The organism is Acinetobacter pecorum (assembly GCF_014837015.1).
GTDB classification, from domain to species: Bacteria; Pseudomonadota; Gammaproteobacteria; order Pseudomonadales; family Moraxellaceae; genus Acinetobacter; species Acinetobacter pecorum.
In genome coordinates this window covers 106,991-126,716 of the sequence record NZ_JACSPT010000005.1, presented here as the reverse complement: position 1 = coordinate 126,716, position 19,726 = coordinate 106,991, and the positions used below count along the sequence as shown (strand labels likewise).

General features: G+C 41.3%; 20 protein-coding genes and 1 pseudogene. 10 read left to right on the top strand and 11 right to left on the bottom strand.

All coding sequences use genetic code 11. From position 1 onward, the window contains the following. The first annotated feature begins 163 nt into the window (after positions 1-163). Together H9629_RS05660 and H9629_RS15335 are read left to right on the top strand one after the other, a co-directional pair. A complete protein-coding gene (locus tag H9629_RS05660; RefSeq protein WP_064095873.1) occupies positions 164-436 on the top strand; it encodes a hypothetical protein in 273 nt (90 codons plus the stop codon). Between the two features lie 343 nt (positions 437-779). Beyond that, a pseudogene (locus H9629_RS15335) lies at positions 780-1,161 on the top strand (VOC family protein). 112 nt (positions 1,162-1,273) lie between these two features. On the opposite strand, the gene H9629_RS05655 reads toward H9629_RS15335, so the two are convergent. The 4 genes from H9629_RS05655 to H9629_RS05645 all read right to left on the bottom strand — a co-directional run bounded on the left by H9629_RS05655 (position 1,274) and on the right by H9629_RS05645 (position 3,415). Then, complete coding sequence (locus tag H9629_RS05655) at positions 1,274-1,540, bottom strand: GNAT family N-acetyltransferase (protein ID WP_227509964.1); 267 nt, start codon at positions 1,538-1,540, stop codon at positions 1,274-1,276. Between the two features lie 18 nt (positions 1,541-1,558). Further along, entirely contained in the window at positions 1,559-1,717 is a 159-nt protein-coding gene (locus H9629_RS15330) for a hypothetical protein (protein WP_225215734.1), read from the bottom strand. A gap of 250 nt (positions 1,718-1,967) precedes the next feature. Beyond that, entirely contained in the window at positions 1,968-2,702 is a 735-nt protein-coding gene (gene gloB, locus H9629_RS05650) for a hydroxyacylglutathione hydrolase (protein WP_064101953.1), read from the bottom strand. Positions 2,703-2,827: 125 nt separating this feature from the next. Continuing rightward, positions 2,828-3,415 carry a flavin reductase family protein gene (locus H9629_RS05645; RefSeq protein WP_064101954.1) on the bottom strand — a complete coding sequence of 196 codons (588 nt, stop codon included), beginning with the start codon at positions 3,413-3,415 and terminating at the stop codon, positions 2,828-2,830. Positions 3,416-3,533: 118 nt separating this feature from the next. Here H9629_RS05645 and H9629_RS05640 point away from each other — a divergent pair, with 118 nt between their 5' ends. Together H9629_RS05640 and H9629_RS05635 are read left to right on the top strand one after the other, a co-directional pair. Then, positions 3,534-4,355 (top strand): PhzF family phenazine biosynthesis protein, encoded by an 822-nt coding sequence (locus H9629_RS05640; RefSeq protein WP_064101955.1) that lies wholly within the window; start codon positions 3,534-3,536, stop codon positions 4,353-4,355. A gap of 135 nt (positions 4,356-4,490) precedes the next feature. Next, the gene (locus tag H9629_RS05635) at positions 4,491-7,262 is read left to right on the top strand and encodes a M16 family metallopeptidase (protein ID WP_191730682.1); all 2,772 of its coding nucleotides are present in this window, start codon (positions 4,491-4,493) and stop codon (positions 7,260-7,262) included. Between the two features lie 55 nt (positions 7,263-7,317). Here the strand turns inward: H9629_RS05635 and H9629_RS05630 are convergent, their stop codons facing one another. From H9629_RS05630 to H9629_RS05620, 3 genes are all read right to left on the bottom strand, one after another. Continuing rightward, positions 7,318-7,587 (bottom strand): hypothetical protein, encoded by a 270-nt coding sequence (locus tag H9629_RS05630; RefSeq protein WP_191730681.1) that lies wholly within the window; start codon positions 7,585-7,587, stop codon positions 7,318-7,320. 12 nt (positions 7,588-7,599) lie between these two features. Then, positions 7,600-8,664, bottom strand: a complete 1,065-nt coding sequence (locus H9629_RS05625; RefSeq protein ID WP_191730680.1) for an amidohydrolase family protein — start codon at positions 8,662-8,664, stop codon at positions 7,600-7,602. 117 nt (positions 8,665-8,781) lie between these two features. Then, complete coding sequence (locus tag H9629_RS05620) at positions 8,782-9,183, bottom strand: DUF3144 domain-containing protein (protein WP_004280011.1); 402 nt, start codon at positions 9,181-9,183, stop codon at positions 8,782-8,784. A 110-nt stretch (positions 9,184-9,293) separates the two neighbouring features. On the opposite strand from H9629_RS05620, the gene H9629_RS05615 reads away from it, so the two are divergent. Then, positions 9,294-9,926: a hypothetical protein gene (locus H9629_RS05615; protein ID WP_144724424.1), complete on the top strand. Its 633-nt coding sequence runs from the start codon at positions 9,294-9,296 to the stop codon at positions 9,924-9,926. Positions 9,927-9,945: 19 nt separating this feature from the next. Here the strand turns inward: H9629_RS05615 and H9629_RS05610 are convergent, their stop codons facing one another. Together H9629_RS05610 and H9629_RS05605 are read right to left on the bottom strand one after the other, a co-directional pair. Beyond that, entirely contained in the window at positions 9,946-11,400 is a 1,455-nt protein-coding gene (locus H9629_RS05610) for a CYTH and CHAD domain-containing protein (RefSeq protein ID WP_191730679.1), read from the bottom strand. Positions 11,401-11,541: 141 nt separating this feature from the next. After that, positions 11,542-12,999, bottom strand: coding sequence for a CYTH domain-containing protein (locus tag H9629_RS05605; RefSeq protein WP_064095881.1), 1,458 nt, complete (start codon positions 12,997-12,999; stop codon positions 11,542-11,544). A 327-nt stretch (positions 13,000-13,326) separates the two neighbouring features. Here H9629_RS05605 and H9629_RS05600 point away from each other — a divergent pair, with 327 nt between their 5' ends. The 4 genes from H9629_RS05600 (at position 13,327) to H9629_RS05585 (ending at position 16,779) form a co-directional block, all read left to right on the top strand. Continuing rightward, positions 13,327-13,710 carry a DUF962 domain-containing protein gene (locus H9629_RS05600; protein ID WP_064095882.1) on the top strand — a complete coding sequence of 128 codons (384 nt, stop codon included), beginning with the start codon at positions 13,327-13,329 and terminating at the stop codon, positions 13,708-13,710. Between the two features lie 564 nt (positions 13,711-14,274). Continuing rightward, positions 14,275-14,895, top strand: a complete 621-nt coding sequence (gene thiE / locus H9629_RS05595) for a thiamine phosphate synthase (protein ID WP_064095883.1) — start codon at positions 14,275-14,277, stop codon at positions 14,893-14,895. Between the two features lie 38 nt (positions 14,896-14,933). Then, a complete protein-coding gene (gene hemL / locus H9629_RS05590; protein WP_191730678.1) occupies positions 14,934-16,235 on the top strand; it encodes a glutamate-1-semialdehyde 2,1-aminomutase in 1,302 nt (433 codons plus the stop codon). 127 nt (positions 16,236-16,362) lie between these two features. Further along, the gene (locus H9629_RS05585) at positions 16,363-16,779 is read left to right on the top strand and encodes a GlcG/HbpS family heme-binding protein (RefSeq protein ID WP_064095885.1); all 417 of its coding nucleotides are present in this window, start codon (positions 16,363-16,365) and stop codon (positions 16,777-16,779) included. 266 nt (positions 16,780-17,045) lie between these two features. Here H9629_RS05585 and H9629_RS05580 read toward each other — a convergent pair whose 3' ends face one another. Then, positions 17,046-17,774, bottom strand: a complete 729-nt coding sequence (locus H9629_RS05580) for an N-acetyltransferase (protein ID WP_191730677.1) — start codon at positions 17,772-17,774, stop codon at positions 17,046-17,048. A 439-nt stretch (positions 17,775-18,213) separates the two neighbouring features. After that, positions 18,214-18,831 carry a trimeric intracellular cation channel family protein gene (locus H9629_RS05575; RefSeq protein ID WP_191730676.1) on the bottom strand — a complete coding sequence of 206 codons (618 nt, stop codon included), beginning with the start codon at positions 18,829-18,831 and terminating at the stop codon, positions 18,214-18,216. Between the two features lie 161 nt (positions 18,832-18,992). On the opposite strand from H9629_RS05575, the gene H9629_RS05570 reads away from it, so the two are divergent. Then, the gene (locus H9629_RS05570; RefSeq protein ID WP_191730675.1) at positions 18,993-19,700 is read left to right on the top strand and encodes a phosphopantetheine-binding protein; all 708 of its coding nucleotides are present in this window, start codon (positions 18,993-18,995) and stop codon (positions 19,698-19,700) included. The last annotated feature ends 26 nt before the right edge of the window (positions 19,701-19,726 follow it).

The following is a 19,726-nucleotide window of genomic DNA, read 5'->3' as shown; positions in this document are numbered from 1 at the left end:
TTTTCCATAAGGTCAAAATAAAAAATTAACCATAAAATGAAAATATTTCTTCTCATTAATTCAATCCATTCCAAAATACTGGTTGATGATTTTCTGCCCTTAAGTCTGATTTTACATGTTTTATACTGGCATGAATATAATTCTCAGACTGAGTTCCCGCACCATGACTGAAGTAACCATTGAACAGTATGTAAAACAGCAAATTGAATTGATGCAACAGCAAGGAATTAATCCGGTTGCTGTAATGTTGGGACATGAAGACTGGTTATATTTTAGTGTTCAGTCGAAAGTGGCCTATACGCCTTTTGGGAGTGCCCGTCGTTATCAACCTGCTTTAGGTGGTTTGCTGCTGGTACGTATTGATGAAATGCAGGCGGTGCGTGTGGTTAATCAAGAGGAACTGGATACCTATGCACAAAGCAATCAGATTCTTTAATCTTACTTACTGGTACATAAGCTATCAGTTCCGGTAAATAGAACTCAAGCTCTAAGTTTCTGCTCTCGCATAGCATCATTAGGGGTGACATAACCAATGTTACTCTTAAAGTTTGGCGACTTTATTGGTATGTCATAATGTAAAAGGGGATATTTTTATTTTGGAACAACCCAATATTTCTACTAGAGGTTTATAAATTTAATTTTAGAGAATCTCCAGTACACTGAATGAAATAATTTATTTTCATTTTTAACAAGTCGCCAACAGCATAGAGGATTTTAATAACTTAAATTTAGTAAACGATGTAATTAACTAGATCCTTTACAAGATTGTGAGAACTCATATGGAAATTTCACATTTAGATCATTTAGTTTTGACTGTTGCCGATATAGGTAAAGCGTAATTTTTATAGTCAGGTTCTTAATTTTGAGGTTATTTCTTTCGGAAATGATCGCAAAGCATTAAAGTTTGGGCAGCAAAAAATAAACTTACATCAAGCTGGAAATGAATTTGAGCCTAAAGCGAGGCATCCCACAAAAGGATCTGCTGACTTATGCTTTATCGCGAAAACCCCATTAGCTATGGTTATTGTGCATTTAAATGATCTTAATATTCATATTGAAGAGGGGCCGGTTCAACGTACAGGTGCTATTGGAAATATCATGTCTATATATATTAGAGATCCTGATGATAATTTAATAGAAATAGCTAACTACCTTGACTAGTTTTTATTTAAGAATACTAGAATTAATATAATACACCCTATATAAATCCAAGCATTTGAAGCTATGATTTTTTTTAAATTTTTATCCGCTTATTTATACTACTGCAATATTTTCAAGTGACTTGCTGATATATTTGAGGTTTGTTGATTTCTAAAAAATCTTCGGGTTTACCCAAGTCTTTGAAATCAAATTTACGATACAAGCCATGAGCATCAGCCGTTGCTAAAAGAATGCGTCTTAAAATTTCTGATCCACTTTTATCTAAAAGAGCCTTTATGATTACTTTAGAGTAGCCTTTACCACGAAATTCAGGTTTAACATAAATATCCGCAAGATAAGCAAATGTTGCATAGTCTGTAATGGGGCGGCCAAAGCCGATGAGCTGATCTTCTGCTAATCATCCACCCACTAAAGAGTTTCTAAGTGCTTTTTGAACGACTTCTTTTGGAATATCTTTAGACCAATAGGTGGTTTTTAAGAAATGATGAACTTTATCTAGATCTATCTCATTTTTATTATCTGTTATTCTAATATTTTCTATAACCGGATATTCCATTTCGCTACCTTCCTTTGATTTTATAAATATAGTTAAACTTATTATTTCTATAGGATTATCTCTAGGACAAGTATTTTATATCTCCGGGTTAATCATAAGAAAGAAAATGGCCCAGTAATCTCTTTTTAGGTAAATGTTCAATAGATTCTACCTTATATAAAAGTGATACGAGGCCTTCAAGCACACACTATACAGTGCCTATGATTAAATAGTATTGATCTAAAGGTTGATTTTTAACTTTGTATTGAATTTAAAATTCATCCTTTAAGGTTCTTAAACGCTGAAATTCCTCCACGCTCTCTGCACGAAGAAAAGGATTGGTTTGCAATTCAATTTCAATACTGCTTGGTAGCGTACACTGGCCTAGCATACGTAAACGCTCGATCTGCTCGAAGCGTTCCAGAATTTCAGGATTATCTGGTTCGACGTGTTTGGCAAACTGCGCATTCGACAAGGTGTACTCATGAGTGCAATACACCTGCGTGCGCGGCGGCAAGGCAGCCAGACGAGACAGTGAATGATACATCTGTTCAAACGTTCCTTCAAAAACCCGGCCACAACCCATAGCAAATAAAGTATCGCCGCAGAACAGCACATCAATTGCATCAATAAAATAGACAATATGGCCAAGTGTATGCCCAGGTACAGCAATCACCTGAATATCTATTCCATGAAAATTAAACTGTTCTTCATGCTCAAGTGGATGGGTGATAAACGGAATTTTGCTTAGTTCTGCCCGTGGGCCATACACAGGCAGATTTTTCCCCTGGATTAACCCCGGCACACCGCCAATATGGTCTTTATGCCAGTGCGTCAGCCAGATTTGACTTATGATCAAATCGTGCTCGGCACAATAGGCGTGTACCAAGTCTGCTTCAGTTGGGTCAATCACGGCCACTTGATGTGACACGGTATGTTCAAGCAACCAGATATAATTTTGCAGTGAATTCTGGACATCAATACAGTGAATTTTAAAAGGCATCATAGCGCATCACATCAAATCAAAATTAGGAATAAAGTAGCATAATTTCAGGTATTCTGGAGTTGCTAGATAGTATCTGTTAAACCAGAATGACTTCCATGTATGCTGAATAGAAAGATATAGAAAAATCAAGATTCAGGAGCATCAATGCTCACCGCATTACCAATAGTATAAAAATGCCCACCGGCTACATGATGAATACTTTTCCATTCTTCATCCACTTCATGATAATGCCAGTGGCCGTCGCGGAAGACCCGATCATCGGAATAGGCTGCAATCACCTTGCCAATAAACAGGTCATGCATTTGCTGGTTATGCGGCTCGGGAATCAGTTCGCAAAGTATCCAGGCCGCACAGCCTTGTACTACAGGAATATCCGCATCAGGAAAATGAAATAGTTCTACTCCGGATTGTGCCATTTTTTCCGGCACATCATACAGGCTCTGTGTGCCCAGATAATAGACCATATTCAGCTGTTTCAGTGTCGGAATTTGCAGAGCAAAATAACCTGAATTTTCAATAATATTTCGGGTTTTGGTGCTTTTGTCCAGCACCACGGTCACTTTGGCAGGACTGAATTCCAGTGCACATGCCCAGGCCGCTGCCATGACATCTGTATCCTGCTGGTCTTGAGCAGATACCAGCACAGTAGGTCCATGGGTAATCAGACGATAAGCTTTTTCTAAGGGAACACTTTGAAGATGGAAGTTTGTCATGCAGCACCATTTGCTCTATTTATTTAATAGGCTAGATTAATGAGATCATTAACATATTCAAGTTTATTCTTGCAAAAAAGCTTTTAAACTAGAGATCGTGAATTCAGGAATTCAAAAAATGAAAATGTACCAAGTCGATGCGTTTACTACAGAATTGTTTAAAGGCAATCCAGCCGCCGTGATTGTACTGGAGGATTGGCTCGAAAATGAGCTGATGCAAAATATCGCACTGGAGAATAATTTGTCTGAAACAGCTTTTGTTAAAGTGATGGATAACGAGAATTATGCCATTCGCTGGTTTACCCCAACCAGGGAAGTGGATTTTTGTGGTCATGCGACATTGGCCAGCAGTTTTGTATTATTCAATCAGTTTGGTACAGGGAAAACGATTTATTTTCATGTGAAAGATTTAGGTATTTTTGTGGTCAGTCAGGATGCAGATGGCAAGATCAGAATGAATTTTCCAATCCGTCGTGCAGAGCCAGTTGCTGAATATCCTGAAGCTTTAAGACAGGCCCTGAATAAACCGTTTAAACAGGTTTATCTGAATACACAGGGCTATATTGTTGAATATGAATCGGTACAGGATGTGCTGGATGAAACGCCTGATTTTGAACTGCTTAAACAGTTGAATGGTAAGCGTACAGCCATTACTGCTCAAAATACCTGTTTAGATGTCGCAATTACTTCACAAGATACGCAATACGACTGTATTTCACGTTATTTTGCACCGAGTAATGGCATCAATGAAGATCCGGTAACCGGTTCGATTCACACCGGAATTGCACCGCTGTGGGCCGAAAAACTGGGTAAAAATGAACTGGTCGCCTATCAGGCATCAGCACGTGGTGGCGTACTGTATTGTGCCTTGCAAGATCAGGAGCGTATTGAAATTTCAGGTTATGGGAAATTATATATGCAGGCAGAAATTTATATTTAATGACATAGATATACATGTTGTCAGATGAGGCGACATGTTATTTTGATGAGTCGGCTTGGAATAGGCTATTTGGTAAAAGAATCATTTTCCAAGATGAGCATGAATAAAAATTTACCTTTATAATTTGGATGAATAATGTTGCTACGTTATAAAAATTTAAGTCTGGCTATCACATTGTCTGGCTGTAGTGTGCTGAGTTTTGCACAACCTGTGTTGGTGAAAAGTGAACAAAATGTTGAAGAATATCGACTAGATAACGGACTACGTATTATTCTGGCTCCGAATGATAAAGAAAATAAGATTTTTATGAATACGGTCTATCTGACCGGTTCCCTGAACGATCCTCAAGGTAAGGGCGGACTGGCCCATCTGCTGGAACATTTGGCCTTTAAAGGTACAGAAAATGTCAAAGGGGATGAGTTCCAGCGCCGACTGGATCAATACGCCTTGATGACCAATGCCAGTACCGACTATTACTCGACCAAATATACCAATGTGATCCGTCCTGAAAAAACAGCGTTAAGTGAAGTCATTTTTCTGGAAGCCGAACGCATGGACAAGCTGGTGCTTCAGGAAAAATATGTACCGACTGAAATTGATATTGTAAAACGTGAGCGTGAAATCCGGCTGGACCAGCCATTTTCGGTATTGATCGATCAGGTATTTAAATCGGCCTATGGTAATCAGTATTTAGGCCGTTTGCCGATTGGTGATCTGAATGAACTGCAATCTATCAATATGCAGGAATTAAACCGTTTTTACCGTCAATGGTATGCACCGAATAATGCCTTTATGGTGATTTCGGGCAAGTTTGACAAGGCAGAGGTATTAAAACAGCTGGATACGCATTTCAGTCCGATTCAGTCCCGAAATGTACCGGCGCAAGTGAAAGTGCCGGCGCTTAAACCCGAGCAGATCAAACAGCGTGAATTTACCGTGCGAAAAGGTAGTGATCTGGCAAGGTTTAATATTTATTTAAACCAATCAGAAGAAAACATTAAAACGGCTTTGGCTGTTTCGCCAACGCTCTATACTTTGCAGCCAAGTGGGCATCTCTATCAGAGTATGGTGGAAACTGGGAAGTCAACAGCGGTGCAATCCAGTACCTGGCTTGATAAAGACTTCAATCTGGTGTTTATGGGGGCAATCTATGCCCCGAATCATCAGCCACAGGATATTGAACAGGGGCTGATTCAGGGGGTAGAAAAGAACCAGCCTTTTACTCAGGCAGAACTGGATCGGGCTAAAAATCTGACCCGGAATCAGGCAGATAATATTAAAAGTAGCGCGACTGCTTTGGGTTCACGTTTAAGTGATTATGCTGTGACGTATTCGGGTGACTGGAGCAAGTATTTTAAAGATCTGAACGCAATTCAAAGCCTGAGTGTGAATCAGGTCAATCAGGACTTTAAGAACTTCTTTAAACCTGAATACCGTATTTCTGGCAATATCTTACCTACACCGGAAGATCAGAAGAAAGCACAGGAACTTGCACAAACAGAAGCACCGGCAAAAACCCTGGATCAGCAGGTGCAAGCAGAAGAGCCACTGAAAGATGTCAGTGTCTATCAGGCTGAAGTAAAACAATATATACAGCAGTCCAAACAGTATTTGCATAGTAAAGACAAACAGATTCAGCGTGGCAAGTTAAAAAATGGCATTAAATATGCGCTGTTTCCGACCACTACACGCGATGATAAAGTCTATGCCACAATTTCTCTAGATTTTGGTACTGCACAAAGCCTGATGAATAAGGGTGAGATTCTGGATCTGACGGCTTACTTATTGTTACGCGCATCAAAAGACCAGAGTCTGCAGCAGATTGCCGATAAAATTATTGAGGTAGGTGGTTCTGCGACTGCCAGTGCATCCAGTAATGGCCTGACCTTGCAAATCAGCGCTAAAAAAGAAAAGTTTGAAGAGTTTTTCCAGTATGTGGTTGATGTGCTGAAAGCCCCTACATTTGAGCAAAGCCAGTTTGACTTGATCAAGGGGCAAATTTTATCCAGCCTGGATCGTCCTTATACCGAACCAGATACGGTGTCGAGCTTGACGATGGCCCGAACGATCGAGATCTATCAGCCTGGCGATCTGCGTTTCCATTTCGAGCCTGAACTGGCCAAAAAACAGTATCAGAAAGTGACTCGCGAACAGGTTGTGGCACTGTATCAGCAGTTTTTAAAAACCCAGCATGCGCAAATTGCGGTTACGGGTGAATTTAATCCGAAATCGATGCAAAATGTACTGAAAAATAGTTTTTCAGACTGGAAAGCTGCACAGCCTTATGATCGTCTGAAATCGGAATATCGAAGCTACCCAGCCCAGAAAATTCATGCTTTGTCCGAGCAGCGTGAATTCGGGAGTTATGAGGCATTCATGAGCATGCCGGTCGGTGCAGATCATGCCGATGCACCTGCATTACAGGTATTTCGTTATATTCTGGGTGATTCACAGTTATCGTCACGACTGGCACAAGAACTACGCGAGAAAAATGCCCTGGTCTATGGTTTTAGTGCGGATGTGCAACTCGATGAATGGGCAGATGTGGGCGCCATGATGATTAGTGCCAATTATACGGCTGGAAAATCCGCACAGGTTTCTCAGGCAGTGCATAAGGTACTGAATGAACTGCTGACACGTGGCGTGACTGAACAGGAAGTCGAAGCGGCAAAAGCCAGTATCTTGAAACAGCGTTTAACTGCACTCGAGGATGATCGCCGTATTCATACTATGCTGATTCCACAGCTGGAAAAAGACCGTAATCTGGTTTACCGGGAAAAACGTGATCAGGCGATTGCTAAACTGAGTAAAGCTGATATTGATGCCATGATTAAAAAATACATCAAGCCCAACCAGCTGGTTGAAGTGATGGCCGATCAATATGGGAAGCAAGTGAAAACATCATAGTGTTGAAAAAAATCCTCTCAAGTGAGGGGATTTTTATTTATTTGAGCTTTATGTTCTAGATTGCTCTATGGCTAAAAATAACCCCTCCGATTATGCCAGCAAGGATAATAGATAAGGGCAGACTCCAAACAGATACAATAAGAAGAAAAATCAATATTCCACAGCCAATCAAAGCTGAAACGAAAGCAATATCTCGATCAAAAGAATGATGGATCACCATTTGATAATAATAAGACATTATCCAGCTTGAAATAATATTGAGTAAAATACAAAGTCCTTTGCCTGAAGGCGTATTTAGAATGGGATCTGTTATCCAACTTAACATGTCCTCATTCACTCAAAGTCGATAAAAACGTTTAGCATTTTCATAAAAGATCGGCTTTAACGCGTTTTCATCATAATACTGAACAATATCGCTAAAGGCATCAATAATGTTGGTGAGTGAGCTGCTGACACTGTCCATTGGGAAGTTGGATGCAAACATCACGCGCCCAGACCCAAAGCAGTATAAAGCATGCTGGATCAGGGGTGCGGCACATTCGACTAATTCCTGTTTAGTTGCCAGCCGTTTTTGCGTGTGAAAATCATGTCCCAAGACTGGCATAAACAGACCAGACATTTTGGTCGATACATTTTTGCATTCGGCCAGTTCTGCCAACTGATATTTCCAGTCTGCAAATATCTGGGTGCGATCTTGTTTGGTCTTACCTGTAGCTTTGCCCACCTTGCCAAATAAACCTGCGGGCGTACCAAGATGATCTAGCACGATGGGCGTTTCAGGAAAGGCTTTGGCCAGCGCAGTAACATCTGAAATCTGGGTAGAGTACACCCAGGCATCAAAGCTTAAATCTTGCCTGGCCAGTTCTTCAAAGCCCTTCAGGAAATCTGTGTTGCGATATAGATGCGGTTCATCGGTCCAGGCATGAATCCCTTTATCTGGATGTACCGCAGCCATTTTACGGATGCCGCGAAATTTGGGAGAAGCTTCGCGATGCAATTCAATTAACTGTTTAAAATTTTTCTGCCGTGGATCTGCCGTGGCGACAATTCCACCTAACCGGATATTATACTGATCAAAAGGAAGTCCAGCGATGAAACGGGTTTCATCCACCACGCCTGTGCCTTTATGGTCATGCCAGCTGGCCTCAACATGCACAACTTGCTCCACTTCATAATGTCCTGCATCTCTCTTGTAATTTGCAGGCAGGTAGGGTGCAGTCAGGTGCTGGGTCAGGCCAATGGTTTCAATGACATCTTTGGGTTTTAACAGTCGAACCATCTTGTCCAGCAATCTAGGATGTTTGCCAAACAGCTTTACCGCGAGCGCTGCGGCATGTGGGGTGTTGTACGGATCCCATTGGTGAATATGTGGGTCAATGATTGGGAAGGGAAGTTGCTGCATGCTCTGCCTTGTTTTAGTTTATTTATTATTCAATTCATATAGTGCTAAAATCATTTTAAAGTCAATATGATAAATGACAACAAATAAAAAAGCCCCGCGGGGCTTTTCATATTTTCATCAATGATCGTGCTTGTGATCATGGTTATGCTTGTTGGCATGAAACTCTTCATTGTGACGGAAACGCAAATAGTTTTCGAACTGTTCACAGTATTCATCATAGTTATCTTCCAGCATCATTTGAAATTGCTGCAAGATATAAGACATGACCTGATCTTTGGCATCACGCATCTCGTTGCCATCTTTAAAATTATTTGCGGCCACCCAGGTATTGAAACGGGCAGTACCAAATAACATCGCTGCACTGACTTGACCGCGCTTATCGCTTGGTTTTTCCTGTGAGCCTTTTTCTACGCGACAAAACTCGTTGGCTTGTTGAATAAATTCATCAGCACGTTCAAAGAATGCCGCATTTAACGCTTCTTCTTCGGTTACATCGGTTGCTTCAATCTTTTGAACCATGAATTTGTTCCTAACATTAAAATCTCAATCGCTAATTATAGGCAAAGCCTTGCAGAAACTAAACCTTTGCCTTAATCTAAAAATAGCCTAAGCATATAAAAGTGAATGCCATGCAGGATGCGATTGCGGTACAAAGTCTAAAAAGTGATATTGCCTTATTGCGCCAGAATATCTGGCCACCGGCAAATCTGGCCAATGTTGAAGGCTTGCCGATTTATTATGGCAGCCAGTCACAGGTAGACGAATACTATAGTCAGTGGCTCGGTCTGATTGAAAGGGCACAGGATCTGTTTCAGCCTTTTATGGAAGATGAAATCTTGGATGCGATCCATTTGCCGAGCCATTTAAACCTGCCGCTATTTTACTTTCATGTTGACCGGATCCGGATCAATAAAACCCGTGCCAAAGAATCCAAAACTTTTCGTGGGGTCGCCAGCCTGATCGAAAAATGCGGCCAGTTCGAACCCGAGCAGGTTGCAGCCATGCGGCAGTGGCTGGATAGTGACGATACCGCAGCATTAGTGGCACACCGTGAATTTGTTGATCTGCGCACTTATGTGTTTCAGCATGGCCAGAGTGAATATACGCGCACCCGTTTTTACGTCAATGGGATTGTACTGAGTGTCGAGCCACATTTTGAGCTGATCGATGCACGCGATAAGCCACGCAAGCAGCGTAGTGACAGTTATAACGATCCTCTGGCAGACAACCATATCTGGAAAGTATTCGGCAAATATCGGTAGAGCAGTGACCAAGCCCGTCTTACCAGAAGGGCTTGGTATTTTCGGCAAACTGCTGTAAACGTTCTGCTGCTTCGCTCGACAAACGCTGTTGCTCCGCGCTTATCCAGCCCAGCACAAACCAGGCCTTGCCCTGTTGTTTGACGTAAGGTCTGAATAGCTCTTGGGCCACAAATAGGTCATTATAATGCCCGAGGCTTTCCTGCAAGGGTTTTAAAGCTTTCAAATAAGCTTTCACCTCTTTTTCGGGAAATAAGCTTTGCAGGAATTCTACGTTATAGCGTAAGCGCTTGACCCGTTTGCGTGTCCGATGCCGGGATTCAATATCCAGTTCCTGATAGTTCTTGGCATCCTCACAAATTTGCTGATGCAGCTTGCTCAGACCTTTACGTAATATCTTATGAGAAGATCGGGTCTTGTCCTGCATTTCCTCCTGGCTAAAACAGAGCAGTTGCAGCATTAATGTTACGGTAGCAGGATTTCTGAACAACGCACTAATATCAGGCGGTTTTTGTGAGTGTGGCGGCAATTTCAATAGGGGGGAACCTGCTTTTTCCAGTTGTGGAATCAGGCTTTCTGCCAGAGCATCCCGATCTCGGGTAGAACCGAGCTGCTGGAAAATATCCCGCAGCTGTTCCTGCCATTCAGGCTGCACATGCTCGGTCACGGACTGGAAAATTTTAAATGCGCTGCGCAAACGCCGAATCGCGACACGTGCCTGATGCACATGATCACTATTATAAGTTTCGGCTGCAATTGCAGTAGCATTGGGGAAAAGATGAGCCAGGCAATTGGCAACAATCTTTTGCAAAATCGTGCTGACCTGGTCTTTCTGTTCAAGCACTAAGGGAAGCTGATACTGAACCGGAAGATTATCTTCCTCCTGTAACAAGGTATAGCCGCGTTCCGATTTGCTCCGGGTATCTAGCCATAAAGCATAACGTTGTACCCAAGGCTGAATGAAATCAATTAACTCAATCAATTGACCGGATTTAAGTTCAAATTCAACCTCATAAATATCAATGGTTTGATTATTGTGGCGAATTTCACCGACATCAAAAGCAATCTCAATCTGGCTGTCCAGATGGCTTTCTGTGAGTACATATCGCGCGACATCTGTTTCAAATTGCAGAATGAGGGGCGTCTCCAAATCACCAAGCGCCTGTTTCAGTATTTTTTTGGCCGGTTTATGTTTGCGGTATAACTGAAAGTCACAATGTTCAGGAGGGCTTTTTAACTCATGTTCAAGTTCAAAACGTTCAAAGTGATGCTCAGTCGCTGCTTTCAGTGTCTGAATCCATTGCTGGTCTTCCAGACGTTGTCGGAGTGCAATCTGATGTTGTTGTAATTGCTGTGCTTCAGTGTCAAAGTATCTTGCACACAAGCGATGCCGAGTCGGCTGAAGTTTCTGAATGTCCTGCTCAAATTGTACCCGGGACTGGGGTGGGATCTGGAATTTGAGTTCTATTTCTGCCATCGGGTTATTCCTCCGCGATGTTGGGTTTACAGATTAATATAGCCCAAAGATTAGCAAGGTTGTGATGTGCTTCTGCAACAAAAAAAGCACACTACAGAAGGTGTGCTTAAGCTATTTCTTGTGAAATTTATTTCAATATAATTATTTTAAAAATTTACGGCTCACCAGGAACTGTTCGGTCGCTTCAAGCAGTTTCTGGGCATAAACCTCCTGTTTGGCAGTCAACCATCCCAGAACAAACCAGTCACTCGCTTCCAGCTCAGTTTGCTGTATATAGACCGCCGAAGATGCCAAGGTTTGATATTCATCGGCTGCCAGTTGTGCATCATTCAGTGCTTTGCTGTATTTTTGCAAATTTTTGACATCATAGATTGTGGTTAAAATCGGAAAGCTGAATTTAAGCTCCTGAATCCGGGTGGCCAATTGATCTAGACTATCAAAATCCGTGATGTTCGTCTGGTTCATTTGTTCTTGTAGGGCTTTATATTGCTGTTGCAAGGTGGTTTGTGCCGCAGTTTTTAAGTCCGGTGAGGCATGCTCATTTTCACTTAAACTGAACATCAGCAATTCCAGATAATGATGCACATTCTGGGTGGACTTGACCAGATTGGCGAGTTTCTCCTGAGCATACAGAATATCTTTAGCCAGGTTTTCTGTGGTAGTGGGATTTTGCAGGAAGCCCGCCAGGCTATTTTGCATATGCTGTAAATGTTGCAGGTGCTCAAATTGCTGCTTAAAAGCCGCCAGCTGATGCGCCCATTTGTCGGAAAGCTGTGGATGCCAGTCTTTGAACAGCAGCAGGGTCAGATGCAGCTGATCCAGTGCCAGTTGTGCCTGATCAATATGTTCCTGCTCTGCAATCTGATCCGCGATTGCCGCAATATTTGGTAATAAATGCTGCATCTGCTGTGCAATCAGACTGCACATGGTTTTACTGGCACTGTCTTTTTTACTGATCTGGAATTCTTTGCTGAGAGTCGCAGGACTAACCCGCTGTGAAGCGGCCAATAAATTACCTATTTCGGCCTTGCTGCGGACATCGAGCCAGAGCTGGTATTTCTTGACCCATTCAAAACTAAAAGCCAGCAGATGCTGAATGGAACCATTCTTTAGCTCGAACTCGACTTCATGTACCTGTTGCTCGGCATGCTGTGTGCGAATCTGTCCAATATCCAGACTAACTTCAACCTGCGTGTCTTCATATTCAATCACCCTTAAAGTACGGGAAATGTCAGTTTCGAACTGGAGTTGTAGCTGGTCAAACTGATTGCCGAGCGCATTGCTGAGAATTGCCCAAGCTTCGGGATATTCATTGTAAATATCTAGATTCAATTCTGGAGGTGTAGCGAGTTCTCCTAAGTTATGATTATGTTCAAAACGCTCGATATGGCTTTTGCCGGCCGCTTTCAGCGTTTGCACCCAACATGTGCCTTCCAGACGTTGACGCAGTGCTACTCCGTGCCGGGCAAGTTGGCGGTCGGCAGTATCATAATATTTCGCTTGAAGCTGGATCTGTTGAGACTTTTTCGGATCAAGTGCCTTAAGCAGCGCAGTACGTCGTGCCGCAGGAATCTGGAACTTGAGTTCAACTTCAACCATGAGAATCATCCTATCTGTTCAGTATAAGCAAGCACTGAATCTTCACTTGAATAAGGTTATGAAAAGGCGGACAGCAGACGTACTTATAGTTTTGATGTGCGCGTAGCAGATTGTAACCAAAATCAAAATACATGTAAGACTTGACCTGAATATAAAAATTTTGAACAGAAGTTTTAAGATTCATTTTTATTGGTTCGTATGGGCCTCAAATGATAGTGATCAGGGTGTCCCGAGGACATTCGAAAAGCAGAGAAGTACAGATTTAAAAAACTGTTATTTGGCTAAAATATACGCTAAGGTAAAACAAAAACGTCAGGATGATGAGCAATGAATGTACAAGTACAACCAGAAAAAAATAATGTGGTCGCGGTTCAGCCACAGATGCCGATTAAAAATTATCATGAATTTTATCGCTTCTATTTGACCGAGCATCGACATATTGTCAGCCGCCGTCTGCATGTAGCAGGCAGTAGCATTGGACTATACTGTTTTGCCAAAGCCATTCGCCAAGGCAAGCCTAGATATTTTGCCTATGGGCTGCTGTCTGGTTATGCCTGTGCCTGGGTTGGTCATTTTATTTTTGAGCGCAATAAACCGGCCAGTTTTAAACAACCGCTATATAGTTTTATCTCGGACTGGAGGATGTTTGCAGATGTTCTACGTGGCAATATCAGTCTGCTTGACCAAAAACACGATAAGATTTCCAGTTGAGCGAAAAATACGTTCATCGGAATGTGTGCGTTTAAAGCATGAAATTTCGATAAAAGACTTGCAAGTCTAGATTTATTATTCTAATAATTGTGTTATTGCTGATCCAGCTTTTTGATCAAACGTTATATTTTAATGAATACATCAGTTTTCCAAGCCTGGAGCGACCTTCTCCAGGCTTTTTTTATATTTCTTTAATAATAATTAAATTTCAAATATTTAATTCAAATTTTGACTAAGTGGTTGTAGACGAAAACGTGCGGATTTGAACCGAAAGTAAAAGAACCCATCTGGCTTTGAAACATCTCTTCTTTATAAAAGAATACTTAAAAATCCAAGAGAGCGAATGTGAGCAACACAAATAATTATTTTTTATTTCTAAGCTTATTTAAGTTACTTTCTGCCGATCGGGCTACCTCTCAAGATATAGGGACATTTGAAATTTAACGGATCAAGTGTTCTAAATACCTGCAAATTTGTAGCTGTTCAGGCTCGAAAATAGCAGGACTGCGGAAATCAAACCCAGTTATGCCTATAATAGAGCCATCCTAGCAAGTGGCGAGCAAGATGCGCGGTTTATATTTAATTACCAATGATGATCCCTTAGAGCTTTTGTTGGCAAAGTTAGAAGGTGCCATGGCCAATGGTGGTGTTGCGGTCTTGCAATATCGTCGTAAAAAAGTGGCGAAAGAAGATCAAATTTACGAAATCGAGTATATGAAAGCCATGTGTGCTGAATATGGTGTACCTTTCGTGATTAATGATGATCTTGAAATGGCGGTTAAATACGGCGTGGGTGTGCATTTGGGCCAGGATGATGGTTCTATTGTCGATGCTGTAGCACGTTTGCCTAAAGGCGTGTTGATTGGCCGTAGTTGTAATAACTCACTTGAGCTGGCTGAACAGGCCATTGCTGATGGTGCAAATTATGTGGCATTCGGCGCAATCTATGCTACTGACAGTAAGCCAGAAGCCGGTAATATTGGTCTGGAAACCTTAAAACTGGCCAAAGAGAAATTAAATGTACCTTTATGTGCCATCGGCGGTTTAACGGTTGAAAATTCTAAAGAAGTCATTGAGTCAGGTGCGGATTATTGCGCGGTGATTAGTGATATATTGGGACTACCTATGAATGCCATTCCTGAACGTTTAGATGAATGGTCTGCGCTTTTTCAAGCTACAGCATAAAATTTTTTGATTGATTTAATTTTGAGTCGAGTGCCTTCATGAGCTTATCTCCAAAGCAAGAACAACTGTTCAAACAAGCCAATAAACACATCCCGGGTGGCGTCAATTCACCTGTACGTGCATTTAATGGAGTCGGTGGTACACCGGTCTTTATCGAAAAAGCCCAAGGTGCATATCTCTATGATGTAGATGGTAAGCGTTATGTGGACTATGTAGGTTCATGGGGGCCGATGATTTTGGGCCATGCGCATCCGGCGATTATTAAAGCGGTTCAGGATGCTGCAGTAGACGGTTTGAGTTTTGGTGCGCCCACAGTTCATGAAACCACACTGGCAGACATTATCTGCGAGATCATGCCATCGATTGAGCTGGTTCGTATGACCAACTCAGGTACAGAAGCGACCATGACCGCGATCCGTCTGGCACGTGGCTATACTGGCCGTGACAAGATTGTAAAATTTGAAGGCTGTTATCACGGTCACTCCGATTCATTATTGGTAAAAGCCGGTTCAGGCTTGTTGACCAGTGGAGAAGGGGAAGCGACGTCTGCAGGTGTTCCAGCGGATTTTGCCAAACACACCTTAACCCTTCCATATAATGACATCGCCACTTTAAAAGAATGCTTTGCCAAGTTTGGCTCTGAAATTGCCGGCGTGATTGTTGAGCCTGTGGCGGGCAACATGAACCTGGTGAAACCGATTGACGGTTTCCTGCAAGCGATTCGGGATGTCTGTGATGAGCATGGTTCAGTGTTTATTATTGATGAAGTGATGACAGGTTTTCGTGTTGGGCTGGGTGGCGCACAGGCTCATTATGGCGTGACTCCGGATTTAACCACACTGGGTAAAATTATTGGTGCAGGTCTGCCAGTGGGCGCTTTCGGTGGCAAGCGTGAAGTGATGGAATGTATTGCACCACTGGGTAAAGTATACCAAGCAGGTACGTTGTCGGGTAATCCGCTGGCGATGCGTGCCGGGATTGAGATGTTTAAACATCTGCGTGAACCAGGTTTCTACGAGAAACTGTCTGCTCAACTTGAGAAGCTGCTGGTTGGTTTGCAAGCTGCTGCGGATGAGGCAGGCATTCCATTCAAGACACAACAGGTTGGTGGCATGTTTGGTCTGTACTTTACCGACCAGGAAGACATCACCAGCTTTGATTCGATGTTGAAATGTGATGTCGATGCTTTCCGTAAATTCTTCCATGGTATGCTCGATCGTGGTGTAAACCTTGCGCCATCTGCTTTTGAAGCCGGCTTTATGTCAGCAGCACATTCTGATGAAGATATCGCTTACACCATTCAAGCTGCCAAAGAAACTTTTACTGAGATGAAAGGATAATTCGACCTCTCCCTGACCCTCTTCTTAAAGGAGAGGGAATATAAGCCCGAGTGATCGGGCTTATTTCATTCTTTGGATTAGACATCATAAGATTTGAAATTGATAAATTAAAGGATTAGATAGATCCATGAAAACCAAACATTATTTGACTTTAAGTGATGCGGAATTTTTATTAGATGCAGCGCACCAATATGCGATGCAGAATAGCTTTAATGTCAGCATTACTGTAGTGGATGAAACCGGTAATTTGCTGGTGATGAAGCGCATGGATGGCGCAGCACCAATGACTGCAAATCTGGCGATTGAAAAAGCCAGATGCTCTGCCATGAGTCGCTGTCCATCCAAGCTATTTGAAGATATTATCAAAGGCGGACAGATGGGTTTTCTGACCATGGAGACTTTCTCGGGGATGCTAGAAGGCGGTGAGCCAATTCTGTACCAAGGGCAGTTGGTGGGTGCGATGGGCGTGTCAGGTGTAAAGTCGTTTCAGGATGCAGAAATTGCGCAGGTAGCGATTGAGAGGTTTTTGGCGAAGTTTGCCTAATTTTTAATAAACCTTTACCAGTTAAACGAAATAAATTAATTTTGATTGGTATATAGATAAGAATGGAATGCAAAAAATTATTAAAAAACCTAAGTCGGTAGGCTTGGGCTTTTTAATATAAATTAAGAGATTGATTTGAATCGGATAAAATATAGAGTTTTGTATTTCTTGTATGATGTTTTTTAGAAAATTTTAAAATAGATTATTAAATAATCATTTAATTCCAGTCAGGATAAAAGTATTCAAATAAAGAACCTTTTATTATTTTACCAATCCTTAGTCACTTCTTCCGGATAACCTCGTTTAAAATGATGTCTCCATGGATAAGCTGTCGATCCATCTTCTAGTTTTATACGTGATGTTGAACCCAGATTCTTCGCTGGACTGCCAACATAAATTGAATCTTTTTCAGTGATACCTTTTACACAACTGTGAGCACCTATTAAGCAACCTTCAGATATTATGGCGCCTGGTAAAATAACACTCATCGTGCATATAGAGACAAAGTCTTCAACAGTTACTCCCATCTGTATCTCACTTGGTGGGTAGGGATCATTTGTTAAAACCACGTAGGGGAAGATCCAGACAAAATTTCCAATTTTACTATGTTGTCCAATATGCACATTGCTATGAAAACGGACATAATCACCGATTTCACAATGTCCCTGTAAATCACACAAAGTTCCTATTTGCAGGTTCTTACCAGCTAAAACTTTTTCTCTGACAGTTACTCTGTGACCTGTTATGAGTCCATCACCAAATTCAGACCCTTCATAAAATATACTATGGGATCTAATGTGTGAATTTTTACCTAAGACTAATTTTTGACCTTCTGATAAGTGATTATTCACTCCTAACTCACAAAAGGCACCGATAAAAGAATCATCACCAATTTCAACATTGTCATAAATTATAGTATTGGCACCTATCGTAATGTTCTTACCCAAAATAGCTTTCTCTGAAATAATGGCTGTTGGATGTATTGAATTATTCATAATTAATAAAATCTCAACTAATAAGCAGCACATATGAAAAAACTAAATTTGCGAATTGAGTAATTAACAAAAATGATCGCTATAATTCTTATATTTCATACCCAATATTTTCTAGTTTTTGACTTCCTTTAACATAGTAGGTATTTAAGGGTAAATAATCATCTACTTTTACATATCTACAAAACTCTATTTTCATTTAATAGAAAAAAATTTTATGCGAAATTAATTTAAAAAAAGGGAATACTAATAACCATGAGATTATTACCACACAGTCTATGCTTTCTGCCTGTGTGCTTGCCAAAAATGCCATCAAAACCAGCCGGTTATTCGAGTAAGCGACTTATCGGCTTAAGCAGTATGCGGGTTAGGGTAGATTGTTTAACTTAAATAACTCACCTGTAATAAAAATCAGGAGAGTGCACTTCAGAATTTCTAGAAACTATTTTGGCTTTAACTTTATTGTTGGTAAATTTAAACCGTAATACAATGAAAATAAACGGATTAAAGTGCAGGTAATTATAGCAATCCAAATACTATAAGCAGATGAAATAACACCACTTGAACCTAAAACTTCAATTGCAGCACCTATCATTGCAGCACTTGCATAGATTTCTTTCGTAAATATAATCGGTGTACGTCTGCATAAAATATCCCGCAGGCATCCTCCACCCACCGCACTTATGCAGCCCATGATAATCGAAAGTTGTACGCTACCGGTATGAGCATAAGTCTTATTTGCCCCAGAGGCTGCAAAAAATCCCAATCCCAAGGCATCAAATAATAAAGACGCTTTATCTAAAGAATAAACTATATTTTGAAATAAGATACTGAGTAGGAATGCCAGAAATATTGCAATAAAATATTCTTCATTAATGAGACCTGAGGGAGGGGTGGCAGAAAGGCATAAATCTCGAAGAACGCCACCACCAATTGCAGTAATAGCAGTTAAAGAGAATATCCCAAAAATATCATATTTTTTTTGTATACCTAGCATTGCTCCACTTAAGGCAAAAACAAAAGTTCCAGCTAAATCAATATAGTGAAGTAAAATATCCATAGGCTTTAAGATTTACTATATGTCGGTAATTGACGGTTTTTTTATGTGGCTAGCGTTTTTAGAATATTTTTGATCTTATAGTGTTAATCAGAAATTTATTAATTTATATAATTTAGGCTAGCATACAGCAATGTTGTACGAAGCTAAATAGAAGTTCTCTCATGCTATACCCAATGCCCAAAAAAATCCAACTTGCGCCATCTCAAGCCAAATGGCAGCTATCATCGACACAATCGGTGCTGGTACTGGTGGGACTACAAAATATAAGGATGATGTCAGGCATAGAGAGTAGCGATCTTATGGCCAACCTGATCCAGACCAGCAATAAAGCCAAAGCACTGGACATTCCTGTTGTTGATTTCTATGGCGATGATCTGATACAGGGCATGCAGCAACTCGGCGCATATGCCTCAACTCATTCGCAGCTGATTTTTGCCGGGCAAGTGACACCGATGCTGAAACAGATATTACCGCATCTGCAAAGCGTGACTGAGCAAATATGTATTATCGATGATGCCATTTTGATGTCCAGTCAGGAGCAGCATATCCAGTGGATCGAGAATATCTCGGCACAAGGCTTGCATCATATGAACAGCTATAGCCTGACGCGATTATGGAACTTGAGTGCGCCGTCAGAATATGTATTGTCCAGCAAAGGCATCATGCTAGCAGTGGCTGAACAGTTGGATATGGATGCATTGGATATTGATCCCTATGTCGACCTCAGACAGTATGGGCTGGATTCGGTTGCAGTGGTCAGTCTGGTTGGTGTATGGCGTGCCAATGGTGCAAATATCCGTTATGAAGATGTAATGCAGTATCCATCTTTGCATGCGTTGGTAGGCTTCATTCTACAATCCTCCGCTTGATGGACTGTGATTGAGCATTTTTATGC